Source organism: Paenibacillus sp. NN59 (genome assembly GCF_057597225.1).
In genome coordinates this window covers 2,078,916-2,096,227 of the sequence record NZ_CP199678.1, presented here as the reverse complement: position 1 = coordinate 2,096,227, position 17,312 = coordinate 2,078,916, and the positions used below count along the sequence as shown (strand labels likewise).

Here is a 17,312-nt window from a genome sequence, read left to right as displayed (position 1 = left end):
ATTACTCTCTTTATGGCATAAGAAAAAAGACGAACCATGACGGTTCGTCTTTTTTCAGTACATATGTCTTAACCGATGGAACCTTCCATCTCAAATTTGATGAGACGATTCATCTCAACCGCGTACTCCATTGGCAATTCTTTCGTGAACGGCTCAATGAAGCCCATGATGATCATCTGTGTAGCTTCAGCTTCAGTCAGCCCACGGCTCATCAGGTAGAAGAGTTGATCTTCGGACACTTTGGAAACCGTTGCTTCATGCTCCAGCATGATGTTATCATTCATGATTTCGTTGTAAGGAATTGTATCCGATGTGGACTCATTATCGAGAATGAGGGTATCACATTTGATGTTGGATTTCGCGCCCTCAGCTTGGCGTCCAAAGGAAGCCAGACCACGGTACGTTACTTTACCACCATGTTTACTAATCGATTTGGATACAATCGTTGAAGTTGTATCCGGAGCCAAGTGAATCATTTTCGCGCCTGCATCCTGGTGCTGGTTTTTACCTGCAACAGCGATGGACAGAACGGAACCTTTAGCTCCACGGCCTTTCAGTACAACTGCAGGATATTTCATCGTCAGTTTGGAACCGATGTTACCATCGACCCATTCCATCGTTGCGTTCTCTTCAGCAACCGCACGTTTGGTAACGAGATTGTAGATGTTTGGTGCCCAGTTTTGGATCGTTGTGTAACGAACGCGGGCATTTTTCTTACAGATGATCTCAACTACCGCACTGTGCAGGGAATTTGTGCTGTAAATTGGAGCAGTACAACCCTCTACGTAGTGAACGAAGCTGTCTTCGTCTGCAATGATCAATGTACGCTCGAATTGGCCCATATTTTCGGAGTTAATCCGGAAATATGCTTGCAGAGGCACTTCACATTTTACGCCTTTCGGTACGTAGATGAAGCTTCCTCCAGACCATACCGCACTGTTCAGCGCAGCAAATTTGTTATCTGCTGGCGGAATAACAGTAGCAAAATATTCACGCAGAATTTCCGGGTGCTCTCTCAGAGCCGTATCGGTATCCATGAAGATTACGCCTTGGTCTTCCAGTTCCTTCTGCATATTGTGGTACACAACCTCGGACTCATACTGAGCCGATACCCCAGCAAGGAACTTTTGCTCCGCTTCTGGAATACCCAGTTTATCAAATGTTTCTTTGATTTCGGAAGGAACTTCTTCCCATGTTTTTCCTTGCTTTTCCGAAGGACGAACATAGTATTGAATATCATTGAAATCCAGTCCATCCAGATCGCCGCCCCATTTAGGCATGGCCATCTTCTCGAACTGTTTCAAGGATTTCAAACGGAATTCCAGCATCCACTCCGGTTCGTTTTTGATTTTAGAAATTTCCGTTACAACTTCCGCTGTCAGACCTTTGCCGGTTTGAAAGATGGATTTATGCTCATCGCGAAAACCATATTTATACTCTTCCATTTCTGGTGCTTTTTTAGCCATCTTGCTCGACCTCCCTATCGTTATTGTACATTGTCCTCTTCGTCAATTCCTTTGCGTAATGCATTCCAGGCCAGAGTGGCACATTTGATGCGTGCAGGGAACTTGTTCACACCGGATAGGGCTTCGAGATCTTCATAATCATCGAAATCGACTTCTTCCCCTTGCATCAATGAGGAGAAACGGTTAGCCAGATCGAGCGCCTGTTCAATCGTCTTGCCTTTGACAGCCTCGGTCATCATCGATGCCGAAGACATGCTGATTGAACAGCCTTCTCCCGTATACTTGGCTTCCTGAACGATTCCGTCATTCAGCATCAGCTGCAGTGAAATCCGGTCGCCGCACGTTGGATTGTTCAAATTCACCGTGACGACGTCATTGTCAAACGTTCCGCGGTTACGCGGGTTTTTGTAATGGTCCATTATAACACGACGGTACAGATCATCAAGTTGCATCGCCAAAATACTCCTTTGTCTGGATTAAGGCGCTAACAAGCCGATCTACATCTTGTTCGTTATTGTATAGATAAAAGCTCGCACGAGCCGTAGAGCTTACTTCAAGCCAGCGCATCAGCGGTTGGCAGCAGTGGTGTCCTGCACGAATCGCTATACCGCTCGCATCCAGCACGGTAGCGACATCATGTGGATGTACATCTCCCAAGTTAAAGGTAACTACACCAACGTGACGTTTAGCTGGTCCATAGATGCTGAGTCCATCAATCTCTGACAGGCGTTCCGTTGCGTAAGCGGCCAGTACACCTTCATGATGAGCAATTTCATCCATGCCGATCTGCTCAAGGAAATCAATGGCAGCGCCCAATCCTACTGCTCCCGCAATAATCGGGGTTCCGCCTTCAAATTTCCACGGCAGTTCTTTCCAATTGGAATCGTACAATCCCACATCATTAATCATCTCACCGCCGAACTCAATTGGTTCCATGGACTCCAGCAGCGCCTTTTTGCCGTAGAGTGCACCGATACCGGTCGGTCCGCACATTTTGTGACCAGACAGCGCATAGAAATCACAGTCCAGATCTTGCACATCCACCTTCATATGCGGTGTGCTTTGTGCGCCATCCACAACAATAACTGCACCATTGCGATGGGCGATTTCAGCGATTTGTTTAACGGGATGCACGAGTCCCATCACATTAGATACATAGGCAATCGCGACAACTTTAGTTTTGTTCGTGATTGTTTGCTCCACATCAGACAACTCAATATGGCCGTCTGGCTGTAGCGGAATGTATTTCAATGTGGCCCCTGTCTCCTTGGCGACTTGTTGCCAAGGGATCAGGTTACTGTGATGCTCCATCTGTGTAAGAACAATTTCATCGCCTTCTTTACAGTTGGCACGAGCATAAGACGAAGCCACCAAATTCAGGGCTGTCGTTGTACCGCGTGTGAAGATGATCTCCTGCGTGCGACGAGCATTGATAAACTTGGCAACCTTCTCACGAGCGCCTTCATAAGCGTCCGTTGCCCGGCTTCCGAGTGTATGCACACCGCGATGCACATTGGAGTTCTCATATTCATAATAATGTTTAACCGCGTCAATCACAGCACGAGGCTTTTGCGAAGTCGCAGCACTGTCTAGATATACGAGCGGGTGTCCATTGATTTCCTGGTGGAGGATCGGGAACTGCTCGCGAATGGATGGGTTCATTGTCCCAGCTTCTTCTCAATCAGGGACTGCAATTGGGTACGCAGTGCTTCCAAAGGAATATCCGCCACCACCGGAGCAAGGAAGCCATAAATGATCAGGCGCTCCGCATCCGTACGGTTAATCCCGCGAGACATCAAGTAATGGATTTGCTCCGCATTCACTTGACCTACAGAAGCCGCGTGACCTGCTGTTACATCATCCTCATCAATCAGAAGGATCGGGTTGGCGTCTCCGCGTGCTTTAGGACTCAGCATCAATACTTTCTCGGTTTGCTGTCCGTCGGCTCTTGTAGCGCCTTTCTCGATTTTCGTGATACCGTTGATGATTGCCGAAGCCTCTTCACGCATAACCGCACGTGTGATCATTTGGCTTGGCGTATTTTTACCGAAGTGACGTGCTTCAGTTGTGTAGTTAATCTTCTGTGAACCGGAACCCACAGCAATCACTTTGGAATCCGAAGTGGACCCATTCCCCTTCAAAACACTCATCGTGTTGCTTGCCGTATCACCATTGTTCATTTCACCAACGATCCATTCAATGGAGCTGTCATTTTCCAGAACAGCACGGCGGAAGGATACATCCGTTACGTTAACGTTCAGTTGGTGAACCGTTGCAAAGCGCACTTTTGCACCCGATTTTACGAATACTTCCACAACTCCGTTATGGAATACCGGTGCAGAGAGCTCACCAGACACGTAGTTGTCCACGTAAGTAACCGAGCTGTTTGCTTCGGCAACAACGAGTACGTGAGGCGCAAATGTTGCGGAAGCATCGTCTGTAAGCAATACTGCTTGCAGTGGAACTTCAATGTTCACGTTTTTCGGAACGTACAGGAACACCCCGCCATTCCACAACGCTGCATGCAATGCGGCAATGGAATGTTCATCGGCTTTGACCGCTGTGTTCAGATAAGGCTTGACTAGATCAGCATGTTCACGAACAGCAGTAGCCAAATCCGTGAAGATGACACCTTGTGTTGCCAGATCAGCAGACAATTTGGAATATACTGCACCAGAGTTACGTTGGATTACCAGGCTTCCTTCAGCTTGATCCTGAACCAGCTCTTTGATGGATGCAGGTACTTCTTCCAGGGAAGAGATTGCTGCGTCTGCCTTATATGTGCCGTACTCGCTGATACTCCAGCGTTCAATTTTTTGTTTTTCCAGTTTGGGAAGCGCCAGCTCACTCGCAAGCTTCAAAGCTTCGAGCCGCTGCTCAGTCAACCAGCCGGGTTCATTGTTACTTTCCGACAAGGCGCGAAGCGCTTCAGATTCAACCGGAAGAATTGTTTGTGTAGTCATTTATTATCCTCCTCCGTTTTGTCCTTACGCTTCTTGACCTACAGTTTCGTCTGTAATTCCCAGTTCCGCTTTTACCCAATCATAACCTTCAGCCTCGAGACGTTGAGCCAGCTCAGGTCCACCGGATTTCACGATGCGACCTTGCATCATTACGTGTACGTAGTCTGGAGTGATGTAGTTAAGCAGGCGTTGATAGTGCGTGATGATCAAGAAGCCGCGATCTTCGCTCTTCATTGCATTTACACCTTCTGCAACAATCTTCAAAGCATCGATGTCCAGACCGGAGTCGATCTCGTCAAGTACGACGATTTTAGGATCAAGCAGCATCATTTGCAGAATTTCATTCCGTTTTTTCTCACCACCGGAGAAACCTTCATTCAGGTAACGATGTGCAAACTCAGGGTTCATATCGAGTTCTTTCATTTTACCTTCCATTTGACGGATGAACTTGATCAGGGAAATTTCGTTACCTTCACCGCGACGAGCGTTGATTGCACTGCGCAAGAAGTCGGAGTTAGTTACACCCGCGATTTCGCTCGGGTATTGCATAGCCAGGAACAGACCAGCACGTGCGCGCTCATCTACAGCCATATCCAGTACATCTTCACCATCGAGAGTGACTGTACCGTCTGTTACTTCATATTTAGGGTGTCCCATCAAGGCAGAAGCCAACGTGGATTTACCTGTTCCGTTCGGTCCCATGATCGCGTGGATTTCTCCACCTTTCATTTCCAAGTTGATGCCTTTCAGGATTTCTTTACCTTCAATGGTCGCTTTCAGACCTTCAATGACGAAATTCGTAGTCATGTGTATTGTTTCCCTCCATTGATTAAATTGATGTTTACTGTCGAAAACGAAAAAGCGCCTATTATATCTGAACAGGGCTTCCCCTGACTTTCTCTGTTTCATCATACATCTGTAAAGCAATTTCTTCTTGCCACTCTCAGGCATACTTTCTTCACATGCTGTAGAGCAACAATCACTTTAGAATAATTCTAAACTGATTCTCAATGATTATCAAGTCATTTCCTATTAATTCTTGTCCTTCTCAGGAAACTTCATTCCTTATGATTCTATAATAAATGACTGTTTGAATCAAATTAGAAAACAACTTTTCATTTGCCGGACAGTGATATAAATCACAAATTTCACAGTTTGTTCAGCTTGCACACCAAAATGAAAAAGGACTTATCCATTTCCGGACAAGTCCTTTACACTTTATTTACACAAGTTTTTGCACATAAAAAAGATTACATTCTGAGTGTCTCGTTAATCTTCTGTACCTGGTCGGCAAAATCCGCAACGTTCAGCACCGGCGTCATTTCGCGCGACACCAAACCATTCGGAATGGAAATCCATGAACGGCAACCGTTATATTCTGGCAATACGGGAATTTCCATCGGTTCCTGCAAACGGTACACACGTAAAATCAACACGTGGAGCGGATCTTTCTTTTTCCACTTCAAACGGGATTCAGCAAAATCCGCTGTCCACATATGATATTCCAGAAGTCGATCCAGCATCTCCTGATCTCGAATCTCCAAATCCTGCGTTACTTCAGCATACGATGTAATGCGGACGGTTGAAGCTTCAGGCGCCCATTCGGCCAGCGACTCTTCAACATAGGATTGATCCGAGGACTTGATCAGTTCTTTACGCTGATGCTCATAAGCCGGATACAGGTAAAACGCTGGACTTTTCAACTCAAAATGTTTCGTTTCCTCCACAATCCCGCCTTTTCGCATCACCATGATCTGGCGACCGTTTTCCAGAGCTTGAATTGCAGAAGCCCATTCTTTTAATGCCGGTATCGCTCCTGTGTCTAACATTGTGTTCGTCCTCCCCTGTCACTCTTGACAGCAGTATAGACGCTTCACACTTATCTGACAACTTTTAGCAGGCAACACTGAACACTTTACGGATGAACTCATCAACCACGAATGGGTTACAGACAGACGGATCTCAGTCCGTCCTGAAACGGTTTAGCCCAGGTATGCACGAAGCATCCACATATGTTTCTCCAAATCCGCTTTAAAGCCTGTCAGCATATCAGCAGTTGGCTGATCCTCAGCCGCATCGGCCAGATCAATACCTTCCTGATACTCATTGGAAAGTGTAGCGAAGTCTTCAATCAGGTTCTGTACCATAGCGTTCGCATCTTCTTTGCCGGAAGCTTCCTGGATCGAAGCCATCTCAAGATATTCTTTCATCGTTGCTGCAGGGCTGCCTTTCAGTGTAAGCAAACGCTCAGCAATTTCATCCATTTGCACTGTAATTTCGTTATAGAACTCTTCAAATTTCACATGCAGTGTGAAAAAGTTCGGGCCTTTTACATACCAGTGATAGTTATGGATTTTGACATACAGTACGTTCAGGTTAGCCACCTGACGATTAAGTACTTGTTCAACGGATTTTGCTTGATCTGTTTTGTTTTTTGTAGCCATATTCAATCCCATCCTTTAATTTAAAATGTAGTCTGTCCACGTTATCTCAGGTTCCCCTGTACGCAAGACAGAGAGTTCAAGTTCAGAACCCGCTAATTTCGCGGAAGTGTTATGGGGCGCGGTTTTATTCAACCGTCCAGCCTATTCATTTTTACCCGCGAGCCTGATCTTCGAATCACCACAACCCAGACTTGTCTCAAAAAAAAGTTCAAAAAACGTGCTTTATCCGATATACTGTCATAAACCAAGCAAAGAAGTGGGTTTTCCTGTTTCTTCATATATATGGAGGTGGCACCTTTGACTCAATATCATCCTTTAACCCCACAAGAAGCGATCGAATTAGCCAAAACTTTACCGGGTCCATTTACGGCAGATGCGAATCTGGATTGTCGTGAGATCGGTGACGGCAACCTGAATCTCGTTTTCCATATCACGGATCAGAACTCCGATAAAAGTATCATTATCAAACAGGCGCTTCCTTATGCGAAAGTGGTTGGCGAATCCTGGCCGCTTTCCCTCGTACGTGCTCGCATTGAACGTGAAATTTTGCAGGAAGAATATCGTCTGTGCCCTGGAATGGTGCCCGAAGTGTATCATTATGACGATGATCTTGCATTAACGGTCATGGAGGACTTAAGTGACCATGTTATTATGCGCAAGGGTCTGATTGACGGAGCTTCCTACCCTCTTTTCGCTCAGCATATCGGAGAGTTTATGGCGAGAACCCTCTTCTTCACTTCAGACCTCGGCATGAACCAACAACAGAAGAAAGAACAGCAGGGACGATTCGTCAACCCTGACCAATGTAAAATAACAGAAGACCTGATCTTTGATGAACCGTATCGGATTGCACAAAATAACAACTATGAAACAGCGATTGAAGATGAAGCGGAAGCTCTTCGTACCGACGAAGCACTGCATTTGGAGATCGCCCTGCTCAGGGAAAAATTCCTGACCCATGGACAAGCCCTTCTTCACGGGGACTTGCATACAGGCAGTATTTTTGTAACTTCCGAGTCGACCAAAGTCATTGATCCGGAGTTTGCTTTCTATGGGCCGATGGGTTTTGACGTAGGCGCCGTGCTGGCGAACCTGCTTCTTCATTATGTTTCGCTGTCCGGCCGTTATCAGGATCAGTCTACACGGAATGAACGTGCAACAGAGTTACTGGACATGGTACGTGATGTCTGGACTGAATTCGATACTCGTTTCCGCGCACTGTGGACTACCGCTCTCGTTGACCCAATGGCTAAAACGCCAGGTTATCAAAACCTGTATGTACAGCAGCTTTTTCGAGATACGATCGGTTTTGCCGGGGCTAAAATGGTACGTCGCATCGTAGGACTTGCCCACGTCGCTGATATCGATACCATTACGGATGCTACTGAACGTGAACATGCACAGCGCAAGGCACTGGCCGTTGGTAAAGCCTTGATTAAGAACAATCGGCACGTAAATACAATCGGTGAGGTTCTAGATCTGGTATCTTCTGCCCTCGTAACGGTTAAAGTCTAACATTATTGAACGGAGGAACATTCATGACAACCCCTGAACATCAGCCTCTGTCTTCGCTCAATTGGAAAAAGGACAAGCTTGAAATGCTCGATCAGCGTCTGTTGCCCGAAACGATTCTGATGCTGAAACTTTACACTCCTGAAGAAGTATGGGAGTCCATCCATTCCATGAAAGTACGCGGCGCACCTGCCATTGGTATTGCCGCAGCCTTCGGCGTAGTGCTCGGAGCCAAAGCCTATGATGGCATCGCTATCCAAGGCTGGCTGGATCATGTCAAATCCGTCTGTGCACATTTGGCAACATCACGTCCAACAGCGGTTAATCTGTTTTGGGCATTAGATCGCATGATGCAAAAGGCTAACCAAGTCGTAGAAGCTGGTCTAAGTCTGGATGAAAGCACAGATGCGCTTGAAGCAGAAGCGTTGTTAATTCAGAAGGAAGACGAAGAAGTATGCCGCATGATCGGTGAACATGCCCTGCCTTTATTTGAGGATGGAATGGGTGTACTTACACACTGTAACGCAGGAGGTCTGGCGACAGCGAAATACGGTACGGCAACCGCTCCGATGTATCTAGCTCAAGAGCGCGGCATTCATCTGAAGGTATTCGCTGACGAGACACGTCCCGTTCTGCAAGGCGCCCGTTTAACTGCATTTGAGCTACAACAGGCCGGAATTGACGTAACGTTACTCTGTGACAACATGGCAGGTATGGTCATGTCCAAAGGCTGGGTACAAGCTGTCATTGTGGGGACGGATCGGGTCGCAGCAAACGGGGATGTTGCCAACAAAATTGGTACATACAGCCTGGCTGTACTGGCCAAAGCGCATAATATTCCTTTTTATGTAGCAAGTCCATTATCAACCATTGACTTGTCCACAACGTCCGGCGATCTGATTCCAATCGAAGAACGTGCAGCTGAGGAAGTGACCGAAGGATTTGGGAAGCGTACTGCACCGCAGGGCGTTAAGGTGTTTAATCCAGCCTTTGACGTTACCCCTAACGAATATGTTACCGCAATTATTACGGAAAAAGGTATTGTGCGTGCGCCTTTCCAGGAGAACCTCGCGGCTTTATTTGCGGAATAAAAAAATATATCAGATAACCCATATAGCAACCATTGTTGTGGGTCTGTAAAGAAAAGGGACAAGACGGATGCCTCCGACTTCGTCCCTTTTTTCTGTTCTATTTCTATGGTGCCGAATGAAACCGGCACGTACTTCAGATCATTTTTAACAATGCTTCTACACCTGTCATCCCTACTGTAATCCCCATAGTCTCTGCCTCAGTCGTCACCGATTCCATTGGTGCATGAAGCAGTTGCTCCAATGTTCGCACACCCACGGCCCGTGCGGCCACAATTTTGCGATCGCCCAGCTTCTCATTCAATAACCCCACATCAAGGGCGCCGCACATGATGTACCCTTTGGATGTATTAATCGTTAACAGTGTCGTTTTGGGAAGTTTCACTTCTACCCCAACGAGTACGTGTTCTCCCACCACAATCGGCTCCATCGTCACCATAATCTCACGATCCACCTCCTCTTCAACAGATCACGATAATTGTATGCCTCTTGGTGAATCGTCGTGTGGACACCTGCCGTGAAAAGAGAAAAGTTATGCTGAACTGTCGTCTTCAAGGCTTTGACGCGTCGGAGTTCATGTTGAATCTCTATCCACTGCTCTTCCATTCTTTTCTGTGAACGCAACTGATCAATGAATCGAAACACCTGATGGTTTCCAATTGCTGCTAGTTCTCCGTTTATCGAGGCGTCATGGTACGTTAAATTCAGATGATAATTCGCTTTGCGGATTCGTGACGAAGTGACCTTATATACGTATCTCAATCGATTCTGATATGAAATGTTCATGCCCTATTCCCCTGCTTCTTCCTGTCCTGATTACTAAATTATAGTTGTAGGTCAGGTTCATGAAGCCTGCAAAGGGTTTGATCACGGGATGAAAAAAGAAGAATATATGAGGAAAACAAAGGATCATTCTGAGTTCTAAAATTAACCGATTTCTAAGTCTTTGGTACTATGATTTCCATCATATTAGTGCTATAGTATATTAGAGTACATACGTGCTTACACATTATTTAACGGGGCTGGGATGAATGAAACAAACCTTATCCAATCAAGATGACGTCGGCTATTTATTTAATGTCGATATACTTATTAAGAGCCGTTCAAATGCATTGGCACTGCAGTCCCTGATCGAGTTCATAAACAAAGAAGAACAAATTGCGGACTTTCGGATTCACTCCGGAATTGTGCTTGGTCAAATCATTGAAGCTATGACTCAGGCTAAAACAGCTTCTACTGACTCTAATCAGAATTTCCTTGATTCACCACAATTTTCCAACGCACAGTTAAACTCCAACAAGTCAGACCATATCGTTGATTCGGTTTCGTCCAAATCACAACCACAAGAACCAGTTGCCAAGGAATCAAATTCAAAAGTTGACAAGAAAAAGTCTACTGCAGACACTTCCCATGTCGCTGATTCGAATTCGTTCGATGCCTGGATTGAATCCTTAATTAAAGAAAATCGTCTCACCCGAATTGTCGTAAACAACAAACATGGCAAGCATCAGAGCATTCCTTGTCGAATACTTAATTTTGATCGGGATAACAATGTGGTTAGCATTTATCATGTGGATGAAAAACAAGTTTACACATTCAGAACAAACGAAATAGATGAGTTCTTACTGTAGCCTTAAAGATTCAAACAAAAAAAGCAACCTGATCTGGAATGCGGTAAACATTCGGGCACAGGTTGCTTTTGTTATACGATTATTCTTTAACAAAGACTGCTACAGACTGGTCTTGCCCCGTTGCCAGACATCCATTGCAAACAGCAGCCAGCCAGCAATAAAAGCTACGCCACCGATCGGTGTGACCGCTCCTAAAATTTTGATACCCGAGATGCTAAGTACATAGAGGCTTCCTGAAAAAATGATGATACCCGCGAAAAGCAAACGCGCTGCCCATTTCAGCTTCGTTGATGCTCCGAGCTGCCCAGCAGTTAATCCTACAATTAGCAAAGCAAGCGCATGAATCATGTGGTATTGTACCCCTGTTTCGTAGGTAGCAATTGCACTTGCACCAATTTTGTCCTTAAGCATATGTGCACCGAATGCACCAATAGCCACCGACAGCATCGTTAATATGGCTCCAAGCATCATCCATCTCCGTTGCATATCCACTCTCTCCCTTGATTCGTTTCGAACGCCATTACTCCATATATTGTAGCGAATTCAAGCTCTAAAGTAAAAGAAATGCCTTATGCATATCTAATCTAGAATCGCTGGACACTATACAGGGTAATAAACATTCAGTATTCTATACAAATCATGATATCTTTTAAGGAGGTAGCGTGCCCTAATGAATAATTACAATTCACCAAACTCAGATGACTATACACTCCCGCCAGAATCAGCAGAAATCAATGGAATACCTCTCAAACATTCAGGGCCGGGGATCGCAAGTTTTGTTATTGGACTGGTTGGTTTTCTAGGGCATCTCGTAACATTTGTGTTGATGTCTCTTGTACTGAATAACTCCATTGAACTCCTCGGATCGTCAATCAGCCGGGAAGAACTCGCTATTCATCCGGCATTCGTTCTAGGTTCTTTGGCTTTTCTTGTCTGCCTGGTTTTTAATCTCATCGGCCTCATTCTTGGGATTATTGGATTAGCGCTCAAAAATCGCAAGAAAGTCTTTGCCGTTATTGGCACGATTCTGAGTGGACTACTTATTTTGTTTTTCACAGTGCTTGTACTTGGCGGTATATACTTGACGTAATGCTTTCCTTGAGAGCCCCGGTTCTTTATAATTAAGCTAGGTGGCTTAACCTTTGCCCCGTTATACTTAACATATGAATGACCAAATATTTGAATTCAAAAGGAGATTGACATGCCACGAATTAAAATTTTTGCGGACAGCACCAGTGATCTGGCTCCGGAGTGGATCCAGCAGTACGAAATCGGCATCATTCCTTTGTATGTGGTGTTTGGTGAAGAATCCCTGAAGGACGGACAAGAGATCAAACCAGAGCAATTGTACGAACGTGTAAGTCGCCATGGTTCTCTGCCCAAAACAGCAGCACCTTCACCCGCTGATTTCATGACCGCATTTCAACCTTACATAGAACAAGGCGACGATATTTTTTACATCTCCTTATCTTCTGAGCTTTCTTCAACCTATCAGAACGCTCTGCTCGCCAGTTCTGAATTTCCAGAGGGGCGCATCTCTGTAGTGGATTCCAAAAATCTCTCCTCAGGCATTGGCTTGATGGTAATGAAAGCTGTGTATGCAGCAGAACAAGGAAAAACGCTGGCCGAGATTACGCAGCAGATTGAAGCCATGAAACCAACGGTGCGTACAGAGTTTGTTATCGATACTCTGGAATACTTGTATAAAGGCGGACGTTGCTCCGGTATGCAAAATCTGATTGGTAGCCTACTTAAAATCCGTCCCGTCATTCGGGTAACCGATGGTAAGATGTCCCCCGCCTACAAAGTACGCGGTAAACGAGAAAAGGCGCTGGAACAAATGTTGCAAAATACGCTCAGCAATAAAGAACAGATTGATCGGGATTTAGTGATCGTTGTTCATACCATGGCTGAGGAAGATGCGTTAAACCTGAAAAAGACGCTGCAGGAGCAAACCGGAGCGCGCGTAGAATTAACTACGGCAGGTTGCGTCGTTTGCAGTCATTGCGGACCCAAAACGACCGGAATAATCTATAACACGATTCATTAGGACGAATGGTAACAACAAATAAAGGGCATGCTCAGCAGATTGCTAGGCATGTCCTTTATTGGGTTGGGGATGACAACTAAATAAGCTTATTTTCTTTGATACCCAGACCTCAACTAAAACTAACTTAATCCATGCTCGTCTTGCCCGCTTGATTTGATCGTTAATAGGTTCTGGTCTTCAGATCGTCCAGACTTTTGAATCCATAACCTTGCTTGCGTGCCTCATCAATGATTGCTCCAAGTGCCTCCGTATTGTCTTTCGAAACGGAATGTAGCAAGATGACAGCCCCCGGATGAAGCTGTTTCAGCACCTGTTGATGAGCATACTGTGCACCACGCTGTACATTCGTGTCCCAATCCTTATAGGCTACAGACCAAAACACATTGACATATCCCTGAGCATAACTCTCAGCAAGTGTACGATTGTTGAAAATACCGCGAGGTGGCCGCAAAAATGTAGCCTGTTGCCCCGTGAGACGGCGCACTTCAGATTTCACTTTTTCCAGTTCCTCTTTAATTTGTGTATTGGAAATTCGAGTCATGTCCGGATGACTCCAGGAATGGTTCCCGACAATGTGCCCTTCGGCAGCCATACGTTTGACAAGATCCGGCTGATCCTTCAAATAATGTCCTGTAACAAAGAAAGCTGCCGGTACCTTCTTCGCTCGCAACACATCCAGTATTGCAGGTGTGAACCCATTCTCATACCCATTATCGAAAGTCAGATACAGTTCCTTTTGTTTGGTATCCCCCAAGAAAATGGCATGATTATGCTCCAAAATAGACTTGAAACCTTCCTGATCAATGGAAGGCAGTTCGCCATTCTGACTTTTTTTAAAGCCAAAGTGGTATGCTCCATTAATGGGAGATGCTTCTGCCTGCGATGCCAGCATGCTAATGGTGAACAAGCCGAGCAGCAGATATAGCACCGTTCGCTTCATGTTATCCGCTCCTGTCCCTGAAATTTCAGTTTGTTTAATGGTCACAAACACCTTCAGGTAATATGCCGCAAGAGCGTCTATATTATGTAATCATTAGCGTTATATCCGTTTATTCTCGCGTGAGGACTGCGTTGGTTGATGGAAAAGCTCAAGTAAAGTCTGAGGTTTACCGCTAGTAGCCAGCCAATCTTTTACCGTCTGGATTGCACGAGTCTGACCGTCCCCTTGATCCCGCCAGGTTAGAAGCTCTATCACTTTGATGATGAGTGCTGACATGTTATGATTGTCCTTTTCAGAGCGTTCAGCACGTAATTTATGATATAGAGCCTCCTGCTCCCAATCCAGCAAAATTTCATCTCCGATCGTCGGTTTCATGAGTGTATAAGCCCGATTGCAGCCTTCGCAGCGAACTGTGTTCACTTGTTGCTGCACAAAATAGGTGTTCACTTCCTGCCCGCAATCAGGGCATATGAACCCTACCTGAATATTTTGAATGTTGTCACTCATGATCTTGTCCTCCTGCTCTCTGTGTATAACATCTATACCCGATATACAGACGGTTCACGCTTCTTTGACGGATAATTTTCATGGTCTATAATCTAGCAAATATGTTAAAATATTATACATAGGATTAGTTGAAAAGAGGTGGGATAACATGTCGAAGGAAGATCGTCATATTACTTGGCAAGCATCGAGTCTAAATCGACAGGATCGGGAGAATAACAACGGACATCGCAGTCGCACGATATGGTTTACAGGTTTATCCGGAGCGGGCAAATCCTCCATTGCATTTGCACTGGAGAGAACCCTGCATGAACAAGGTGTTCGCTGTTATGTGCTTGATGGTGACAATGTACGGCATGGATTGAATCGGGATCTCGGTTTCACCGCTGCAGATCGGCAGGAAAACCTGCGTCGCATCGGAGAAGTAAGCAAGTTGATGGTAGATGCGGGACTACTTGTGCTTTCGGCATTCATCTCCCCCCACGCACAGGATCGGGAGATGGTCAGGCAGCTGTTTGAACCGGAGGATTTCATCGAGGTTTATGTTCGTTGTTCTATTGAAGAATGTGAGCGGCGTGATCCCAAGGGACTCTACAAAAAAGCTCGCAAAGGTGAAATCCCTCATTTTACTGGTATATCTGCTCCCTACGATATCCCAACCTCTCCTTCATTCGTCATTGATACCGAACAATGCAACATTGAGGAAGCTGTTCAAGAAATTGTGCAACATCTGCAACGAATCGGTGCCTTACATCTTCCTGTACAGACCAACTCATCTCTGACTTATTAATTCAATTCAAGAAATAGATATGAAAGGCGTCCCTCTGCGGCACGCCTTTTTTCATTCTAGTAACACTCGCTTCTCTTTACTTCGTTAATAAGTCTACAACTTATGGTTTACTGTCCAGCAGCACCAGCTTGCATATGAAGCAGTTTGCTGAAAGTGCCTGACGAATCCATAGATAATTGCTGATATCCGCCTTCTTGGATGACCTGCCCTTCTTCCAAAACAATGACACGGTCTGCGGTTCGGATCGTGGAGAGTCGATGTGCAATGACGATAATTGTGACATGTCCTTTTAATCGTTCCAGCGCTTCATGGATCTGCTGTTCATTTTCACTGTCCAGTGCACTCGTTGCTTCATCCAGTACTAATACAGAAGGGTTACGAAGCATGGTCCGAGCCAGTACAAGACGCTGACGCTCTCCACCGGACAGGCGTATGCCACGATCACCTATAATGGTATCCAGACCTTGCGGAAGCTTGCGAACAAATGAAGCGGAAGAAGAAAATTGGAGTGCCCGCCACATCTGTTCTTCACTTGCATCCGGATCAACCAGACGTAAGTTCTCACGAATGCTGGTATGGAACAAAAAAGGATCTTGTGAGACATACCCGATCGAACTTCTCCAGTTCAATAACTGTTCCTCAGTCAAGGGTTTTCCATCAATCAGGATACGACCACTCTCAGGCTTCACCAGACCCATGATCAGATCAACAAATGTACTTTTACCAGCCCCCGACTTCCCAACAATAGCAGTCATACCTTGAGCAGGAATATATGCTTGCACATTCTTTAATGCATACGTGTCACTTCCCTCATAACGGTAATCCACATCCTCACACACGATGCTTTTTACCAGATCGATTGGAGCAATAGGCTGGGAAGCAGGTGTACCTATCTCTTTCCTTGATTCACGGATCTCACAGTTCTTCTCCGTTTGATCCTTCAACTCTCTCACGATCCGAAATGCCGGCAACATTGAACTGATGTACTCCAGATTAGACTGAATCGCTGTAAACCTTGGCCATAATCGTGAAAAAATCAAAATAATTAATAACAGGTTGGCTGGTGGCACCGACATCACCTGTAAAGAAAGGTAAATAAACGCCGCGATGATTATCGCCGCTGACACCCGATGAATGAGCTGTGTACCTGTATTTAACTGACTAAACTGCACCACATTACGTTCAATTTGGCTGCATATGCGATCAAACCAGCGGATATGCGAACTTTCCAGCATATTGCTCTTAATATCCTTAATTCCGTTGAAATGCTCCGTGATCCCGTAGTAGTAGCTCTGCGAGAATTCGGAAGTCTGATCTCCAATCTGTTTGGCACGCCTAACAAACTTTCTTAGTAATACAAATAACAACAAACCACTGACAAGTACAAGCGTTGTGAGCTTTGCGGATAACCAGAAAGCCAGCCCAATCTGAATCGCTGTAAAAATCAGCGAGGCTGCCATCTGCAGGACTAGACTTGTTCCCTGACTTACCCTGGCAAGTTCTGTGGTTAATATATGGTTGAAATCGGATTTTCGTTTTTGGAGAAAAAAAGACCACCGTGCCCGAAGTAGTGCACTGTAGGTTTCCAGGCGCAGCGTTCGTATGAATTGCTGCTGAATACGGGTATTGCGAATCGTCTGAAGACGCTGCATCCATGCCTGTCCTGAGAGGATAAATACAAAAGCCAGTAAAACAAGTAGCAATTGACCATTTTCCGAGAATCGGTGGAGTAGCTCCGTTAACCAGGGGATATGTATACCAGAAGAGCCCATCTCAAAAACACCAATTAAACTTAACATAGGAACAAGCATGTAGATGCCGATTCCTTCCATTAAACCAATCAAGATCATAGCTAGCAGATTCCAATATAAAATAGGCCCAGAAATATGATGCAGTTTTCGCATGAAATAATTTAACTCGGCGA

The 17,312-nt window shown here is 45.4% G+C and carries 19 protein-coding genes; 6 read left to right on the top strand and 13 right to left on the bottom strand.

Features of this window, described 5'->3' with window-relative positions; translation table 11 throughout:
- Window positions 1-68: 68 nt before the first annotated feature.
- From sufB to ACT89M_RS09395, 7 genes are all read right to left on the bottom strand, one after another.
- Entirely contained in the window at window positions 69-1,466 is a 1,398-nt protein-coding gene (sufB, locus tag ACT89M_RS09425) for a Fe-S cluster assembly protein SufB (RefSeq protein WP_090920114.1), read from the bottom strand.
- A 20-nt stretch (window positions 1,467-1,486) separates the two neighbouring features.
- Window positions 1,487-1,918: a Fe-S cluster assembly sulfur transfer protein SufU gene (sufU, locus tag ACT89M_RS09420; RefSeq protein WP_090920111.1), complete on the bottom strand. Its 432-nt coding sequence runs from the start codon at window positions 1,916-1,918 to the stop codon at window positions 1,487-1,489.
- Window positions 1,908-3,128, bottom strand: coding sequence for a cysteine desulfurase (locus tag ACT89M_RS09415; RefSeq protein WP_090920108.1), 1,221 nt, complete (start codon window positions 3,126-3,128; stop codon window positions 1,908-1,910). The genes sufU and ACT89M_RS09415 overlap by 11 nt, the downstream gene beginning before the upstream one ends.
- Entirely contained in the window at window positions 3,125-4,429 is a 1,305-nt protein-coding gene (gene sufD, locus ACT89M_RS09410) for a Fe-S cluster assembly protein SufD (RefSeq protein ID WP_308722126.1), read from the bottom strand. Before sufD ends, ACT89M_RS09415 begins: the two co-directional genes overlap by 4 nt.
- A 24-nt stretch (window positions 4,430-4,453) precedes the next feature.
- Window positions 4,454-5,236 carry a Fe-S cluster assembly ATPase SufC gene (sufC, locus tag ACT89M_RS09405; RefSeq protein ID WP_090920103.1) on the bottom strand — a complete coding sequence of 261 codons (783 nt, stop codon included), beginning with the start codon at window positions 5,234-5,236 and terminating at the stop codon, window positions 4,454-4,456.
- 443 nt (window positions 5,237-5,679) lie between these two features.
- Complete coding sequence (locus ACT89M_RS09400) at window positions 5,680-6,258, bottom strand: DUF1802 family protein (protein WP_308722127.1); 579 nt, start codon at window positions 6,256-6,258, stop codon at window positions 5,680-5,682.
- Between the two features lie 153 nt (window positions 6,259-6,411).
- A complete protein-coding gene (locus ACT89M_RS09395) occupies window positions 6,412-6,873 on the bottom strand; it encodes a Dps family protein (protein WP_090920097.1) in 462 nt (153 codons plus the stop codon).
- 297 nt (window positions 6,874-7,170) lie between these two features.
- On the opposite strand from ACT89M_RS09395, the gene mtnK reads away from it, so the two are divergent.
- The gene (gene mtnK / locus ACT89M_RS09390; RefSeq protein ID WP_308722128.1) at window positions 7,171-8,388 is read left to right on the top strand and encodes an S-methyl-5-thioribose kinase; all 1,218 of its coding nucleotides are present in this window, start codon (window positions 7,171-7,173) and stop codon (window positions 8,386-8,388) included.
- A 23-nt stretch (window positions 8,389-8,411) separates the two neighbouring features.
- Window positions 8,412-9,476, top strand: a complete 1,065-nt coding sequence (gene mtnA / locus ACT89M_RS09385) for an S-methyl-5-thioribose-1-phosphate isomerase (RefSeq protein ID WP_123064994.1) — start codon at window positions 8,412-8,414, stop codon at window positions 9,474-9,476.
- 133 nt (window positions 9,477-9,609) lie between these two features.
- Here mtnA and ACT89M_RS09380 read toward each other — a convergent pair whose 3' ends face one another.
- On the bottom strand, window positions 9,610-9,912 hold the full coding sequence (locus tag ACT89M_RS09380; RefSeq protein ID WP_154887430.1) for a YunC family protein: 303 nt from the start codon (window positions 9,910-9,912) through the stop codon (window positions 9,610-9,612).
- Complete coding sequence (locus ACT89M_RS09375) at window positions 9,906-10,259, bottom strand: hypothetical protein (RefSeq protein ID WP_154886788.1); 354 nt, start codon at window positions 10,257-10,259, stop codon at window positions 9,906-9,908. The genes ACT89M_RS09380 and ACT89M_RS09375 overlap by 7 nt, the downstream gene beginning before the upstream one ends.
- A 245-nt stretch (window positions 10,260-10,504) precedes the next feature.
- Here ACT89M_RS09375 and ACT89M_RS09370 point away from each other — a divergent pair, with 245 nt between their 5' ends.
- Complete coding sequence (locus ACT89M_RS09370; protein WP_221786440.1) at window positions 10,505-11,104, top strand: hypothetical protein; 600 nt, start codon at window positions 10,505-10,507, stop codon at window positions 11,102-11,104.
- Window positions 11,105-11,203: 99 nt separating this feature from the next.
- On the opposite strand, the gene ACT89M_RS09365 is transcribed toward ACT89M_RS09370, so the two are convergent.
- On the bottom strand, window positions 11,204-11,590 hold the full coding sequence (locus ACT89M_RS09365; protein WP_154886792.1) for a DUF423 domain-containing protein: 387 nt from the start codon (window positions 11,588-11,590) through the stop codon (window positions 11,204-11,206).
- A 184-nt stretch (window positions 11,591-11,774) separates the two neighbouring features.
- On the opposite strand from ACT89M_RS09365, the gene ACT89M_RS09360 reads away from it, so the two are divergent.
- Window positions 11,775-12,194: a hypothetical protein gene (locus ACT89M_RS09360; RefSeq protein ID WP_154958219.1), complete on the top strand. Its 420-nt coding sequence runs from the start codon at window positions 11,775-11,777 to the stop codon at window positions 12,192-12,194.
- 111 nt (window positions 12,195-12,305) lie between these two features.
- Window positions 12,306-13,154, top strand: a complete 849-nt coding sequence (locus ACT89M_RS09355; RefSeq protein ID WP_154886796.1) for a DegV family protein — start codon at window positions 12,306-12,308, stop codon at window positions 13,152-13,154.
- A gap of 160 nt (window positions 13,155-13,314) precedes the next feature.
- On the opposite strand, the gene pdaA is transcribed toward ACT89M_RS09355, so the two are convergent.
- Together pdaA and ACT89M_RS09345 are read right to left on the bottom strand one after the other, a co-directional pair.
- On the bottom strand, window positions 13,315-14,094 hold the full coding sequence (pdaA, locus tag ACT89M_RS09350; protein WP_308722129.1) for a delta-lactam-biosynthetic de-N-acetylase: 780 nt from the start codon (window positions 14,092-14,094) through the stop codon (window positions 13,315-13,317).
- A 99-nt stretch (window positions 14,095-14,193) separates the two neighbouring features.
- The gene (locus ACT89M_RS09345; RefSeq protein WP_090920012.1) at window positions 14,194-14,601 is read right to left on the bottom strand and encodes a hypothetical protein; all 408 of its coding nucleotides are present in this window, start codon (window positions 14,599-14,601) and stop codon (window positions 14,194-14,196) included.
- Between the two features lie 148 nt (window positions 14,602-14,749).
- Here ACT89M_RS09345 and cysC point away from each other — a divergent pair, with 148 nt between their 5' ends.
- On the top strand, window positions 14,750-15,388 hold the full coding sequence (gene cysC, locus ACT89M_RS09340) for an adenylyl-sulfate kinase (RefSeq protein ID WP_090920009.1): 639 nt from the start codon (window positions 14,750-14,752) through the stop codon (window positions 15,386-15,388).
- Between the two features lie 107 nt (window positions 15,389-15,495).
- Here cysC and ACT89M_RS09335 read toward each other — a convergent pair whose 3' ends face one another.
- On the bottom strand, window positions 15,496-17,292 hold the full coding sequence (locus ACT89M_RS09335; protein ID WP_487345211.1) for an ABC transporter ATP-binding protein: 1,797 nt from the start codon (window positions 17,290-17,292) through the stop codon (window positions 15,496-15,498).
- Window positions 17,293-17,312: the final 20 nt, after the last annotated feature.

Bases quoted from the DNA above. Each gene is read 5' to 3' on its own strand.
- sufB (WP_090920114.1), bottom strand. From the start codon at position 1,466: ATGGCTAAAAAAGCACCAGAAATGGAAGAGTATAAATATGGTTTTCGC.
- sufU (WP_090920111.1), bottom strand. From the start codon at position 1,918: ATGCAACTTGATGATCTGTACCGTCGTGTTATAATGGACCATTACAAA.
- ACT89M_RS09415 (WP_090920108.1), bottom strand. From the start codon at position 3,128: ATGAACCCATCCATTCGCGAGCAGTTCCCGATCCTCCACCAGGAAATC.
- sufD (WP_308722126.1), bottom strand. From the start codon at position 4,429: ATGACTACACAAACAATTCTTCCGGTTGAATCTGAAGCGCTTCGCGCC.
- sufC (WP_090920103.1), bottom strand. From the start codon at position 5,236: ATGACTACGAATTTCGTCATTGAAGGTCTGAAAGCGACCATTGAAGGT.
- ACT89M_RS09400 (WP_308722127.1), bottom strand. From the start codon at position 6,258: ATGTTAGACACAGGAGCGATACCGGCATTAAAAGAATGGGCTTCTGCA.
- ACT89M_RS09395 (WP_090920097.1), bottom strand. From the start codon at position 6,873: ATGGCTACAAAAAACAAAACAGATCAAGCAAAATCCGTTGAACAAGTA.
- mtnA (WP_123064994.1), top strand. From the start codon at position 8,412: ATGACAACCCCTGAACATCAGCCTCTGTCTTCGCTCAATTGGAAAAAG.
- ACT89M_RS09380 (WP_154887430.1), bottom strand. From the start codon at position 9,912: ATGGTGACGATGGAGCCGATTGTGGTGGGAGAACACGTACTCGTTGGG.
- ACT89M_RS09375 (WP_154886788.1), bottom strand. From the start codon at position 10,259: ATGAACATTTCATATCAGAATCGATTGAGATACGTATATAAGGTCACT.
- ACT89M_RS09370 (WP_221786440.1), top strand. From the start codon at position 10,505: ATGAAACAAACCTTATCCAATCAAGATGACGTCGGCTATTTATTTAAT.
- ACT89M_RS09365 (WP_154886792.1), bottom strand. From the start codon at position 11,590: ATGCAACGGAGATGGATGATGCTTGGAGCCATATTAACGATGCTGTCG.
- ACT89M_RS09360 (WP_154958219.1), top strand. From the start codon at position 11,775: ATGAATAATTACAATTCACCAAACTCAGATGACTATACACTCCCGCCA.
- ACT89M_RS09355 (WP_154886796.1), top strand. From the start codon at position 12,306: ATGCCACGAATTAAAATTTTTGCGGACAGCACCAGTGATCTGGCTCCG.
- pdaA (WP_308722129.1), bottom strand. From the start codon at position 14,094: ATGAAGCGAACGGTGCTATATCTGCTGCTCGGCTTGTTCACCATTAGC.
- ACT89M_RS09345 (WP_090920012.1), bottom strand. From the start codon at position 14,601: ATGAGTGACAACATTCAAAATATTCAGGTAGGGTTCATATGCCCTGAT.
- cysC (WP_090920009.1), top strand. From the start codon at position 14,750: ATGTCGAAGGAAGATCGTCATATTACTTGGCAAGCATCGAGTCTAAAT.
- ACT89M_RS09335 (WP_487345211.1), bottom strand. From the start codon at position 17,292: ATGCGAAAACTGCATCATATTTCTGGGCCTATTTTATATTGGAATCTG.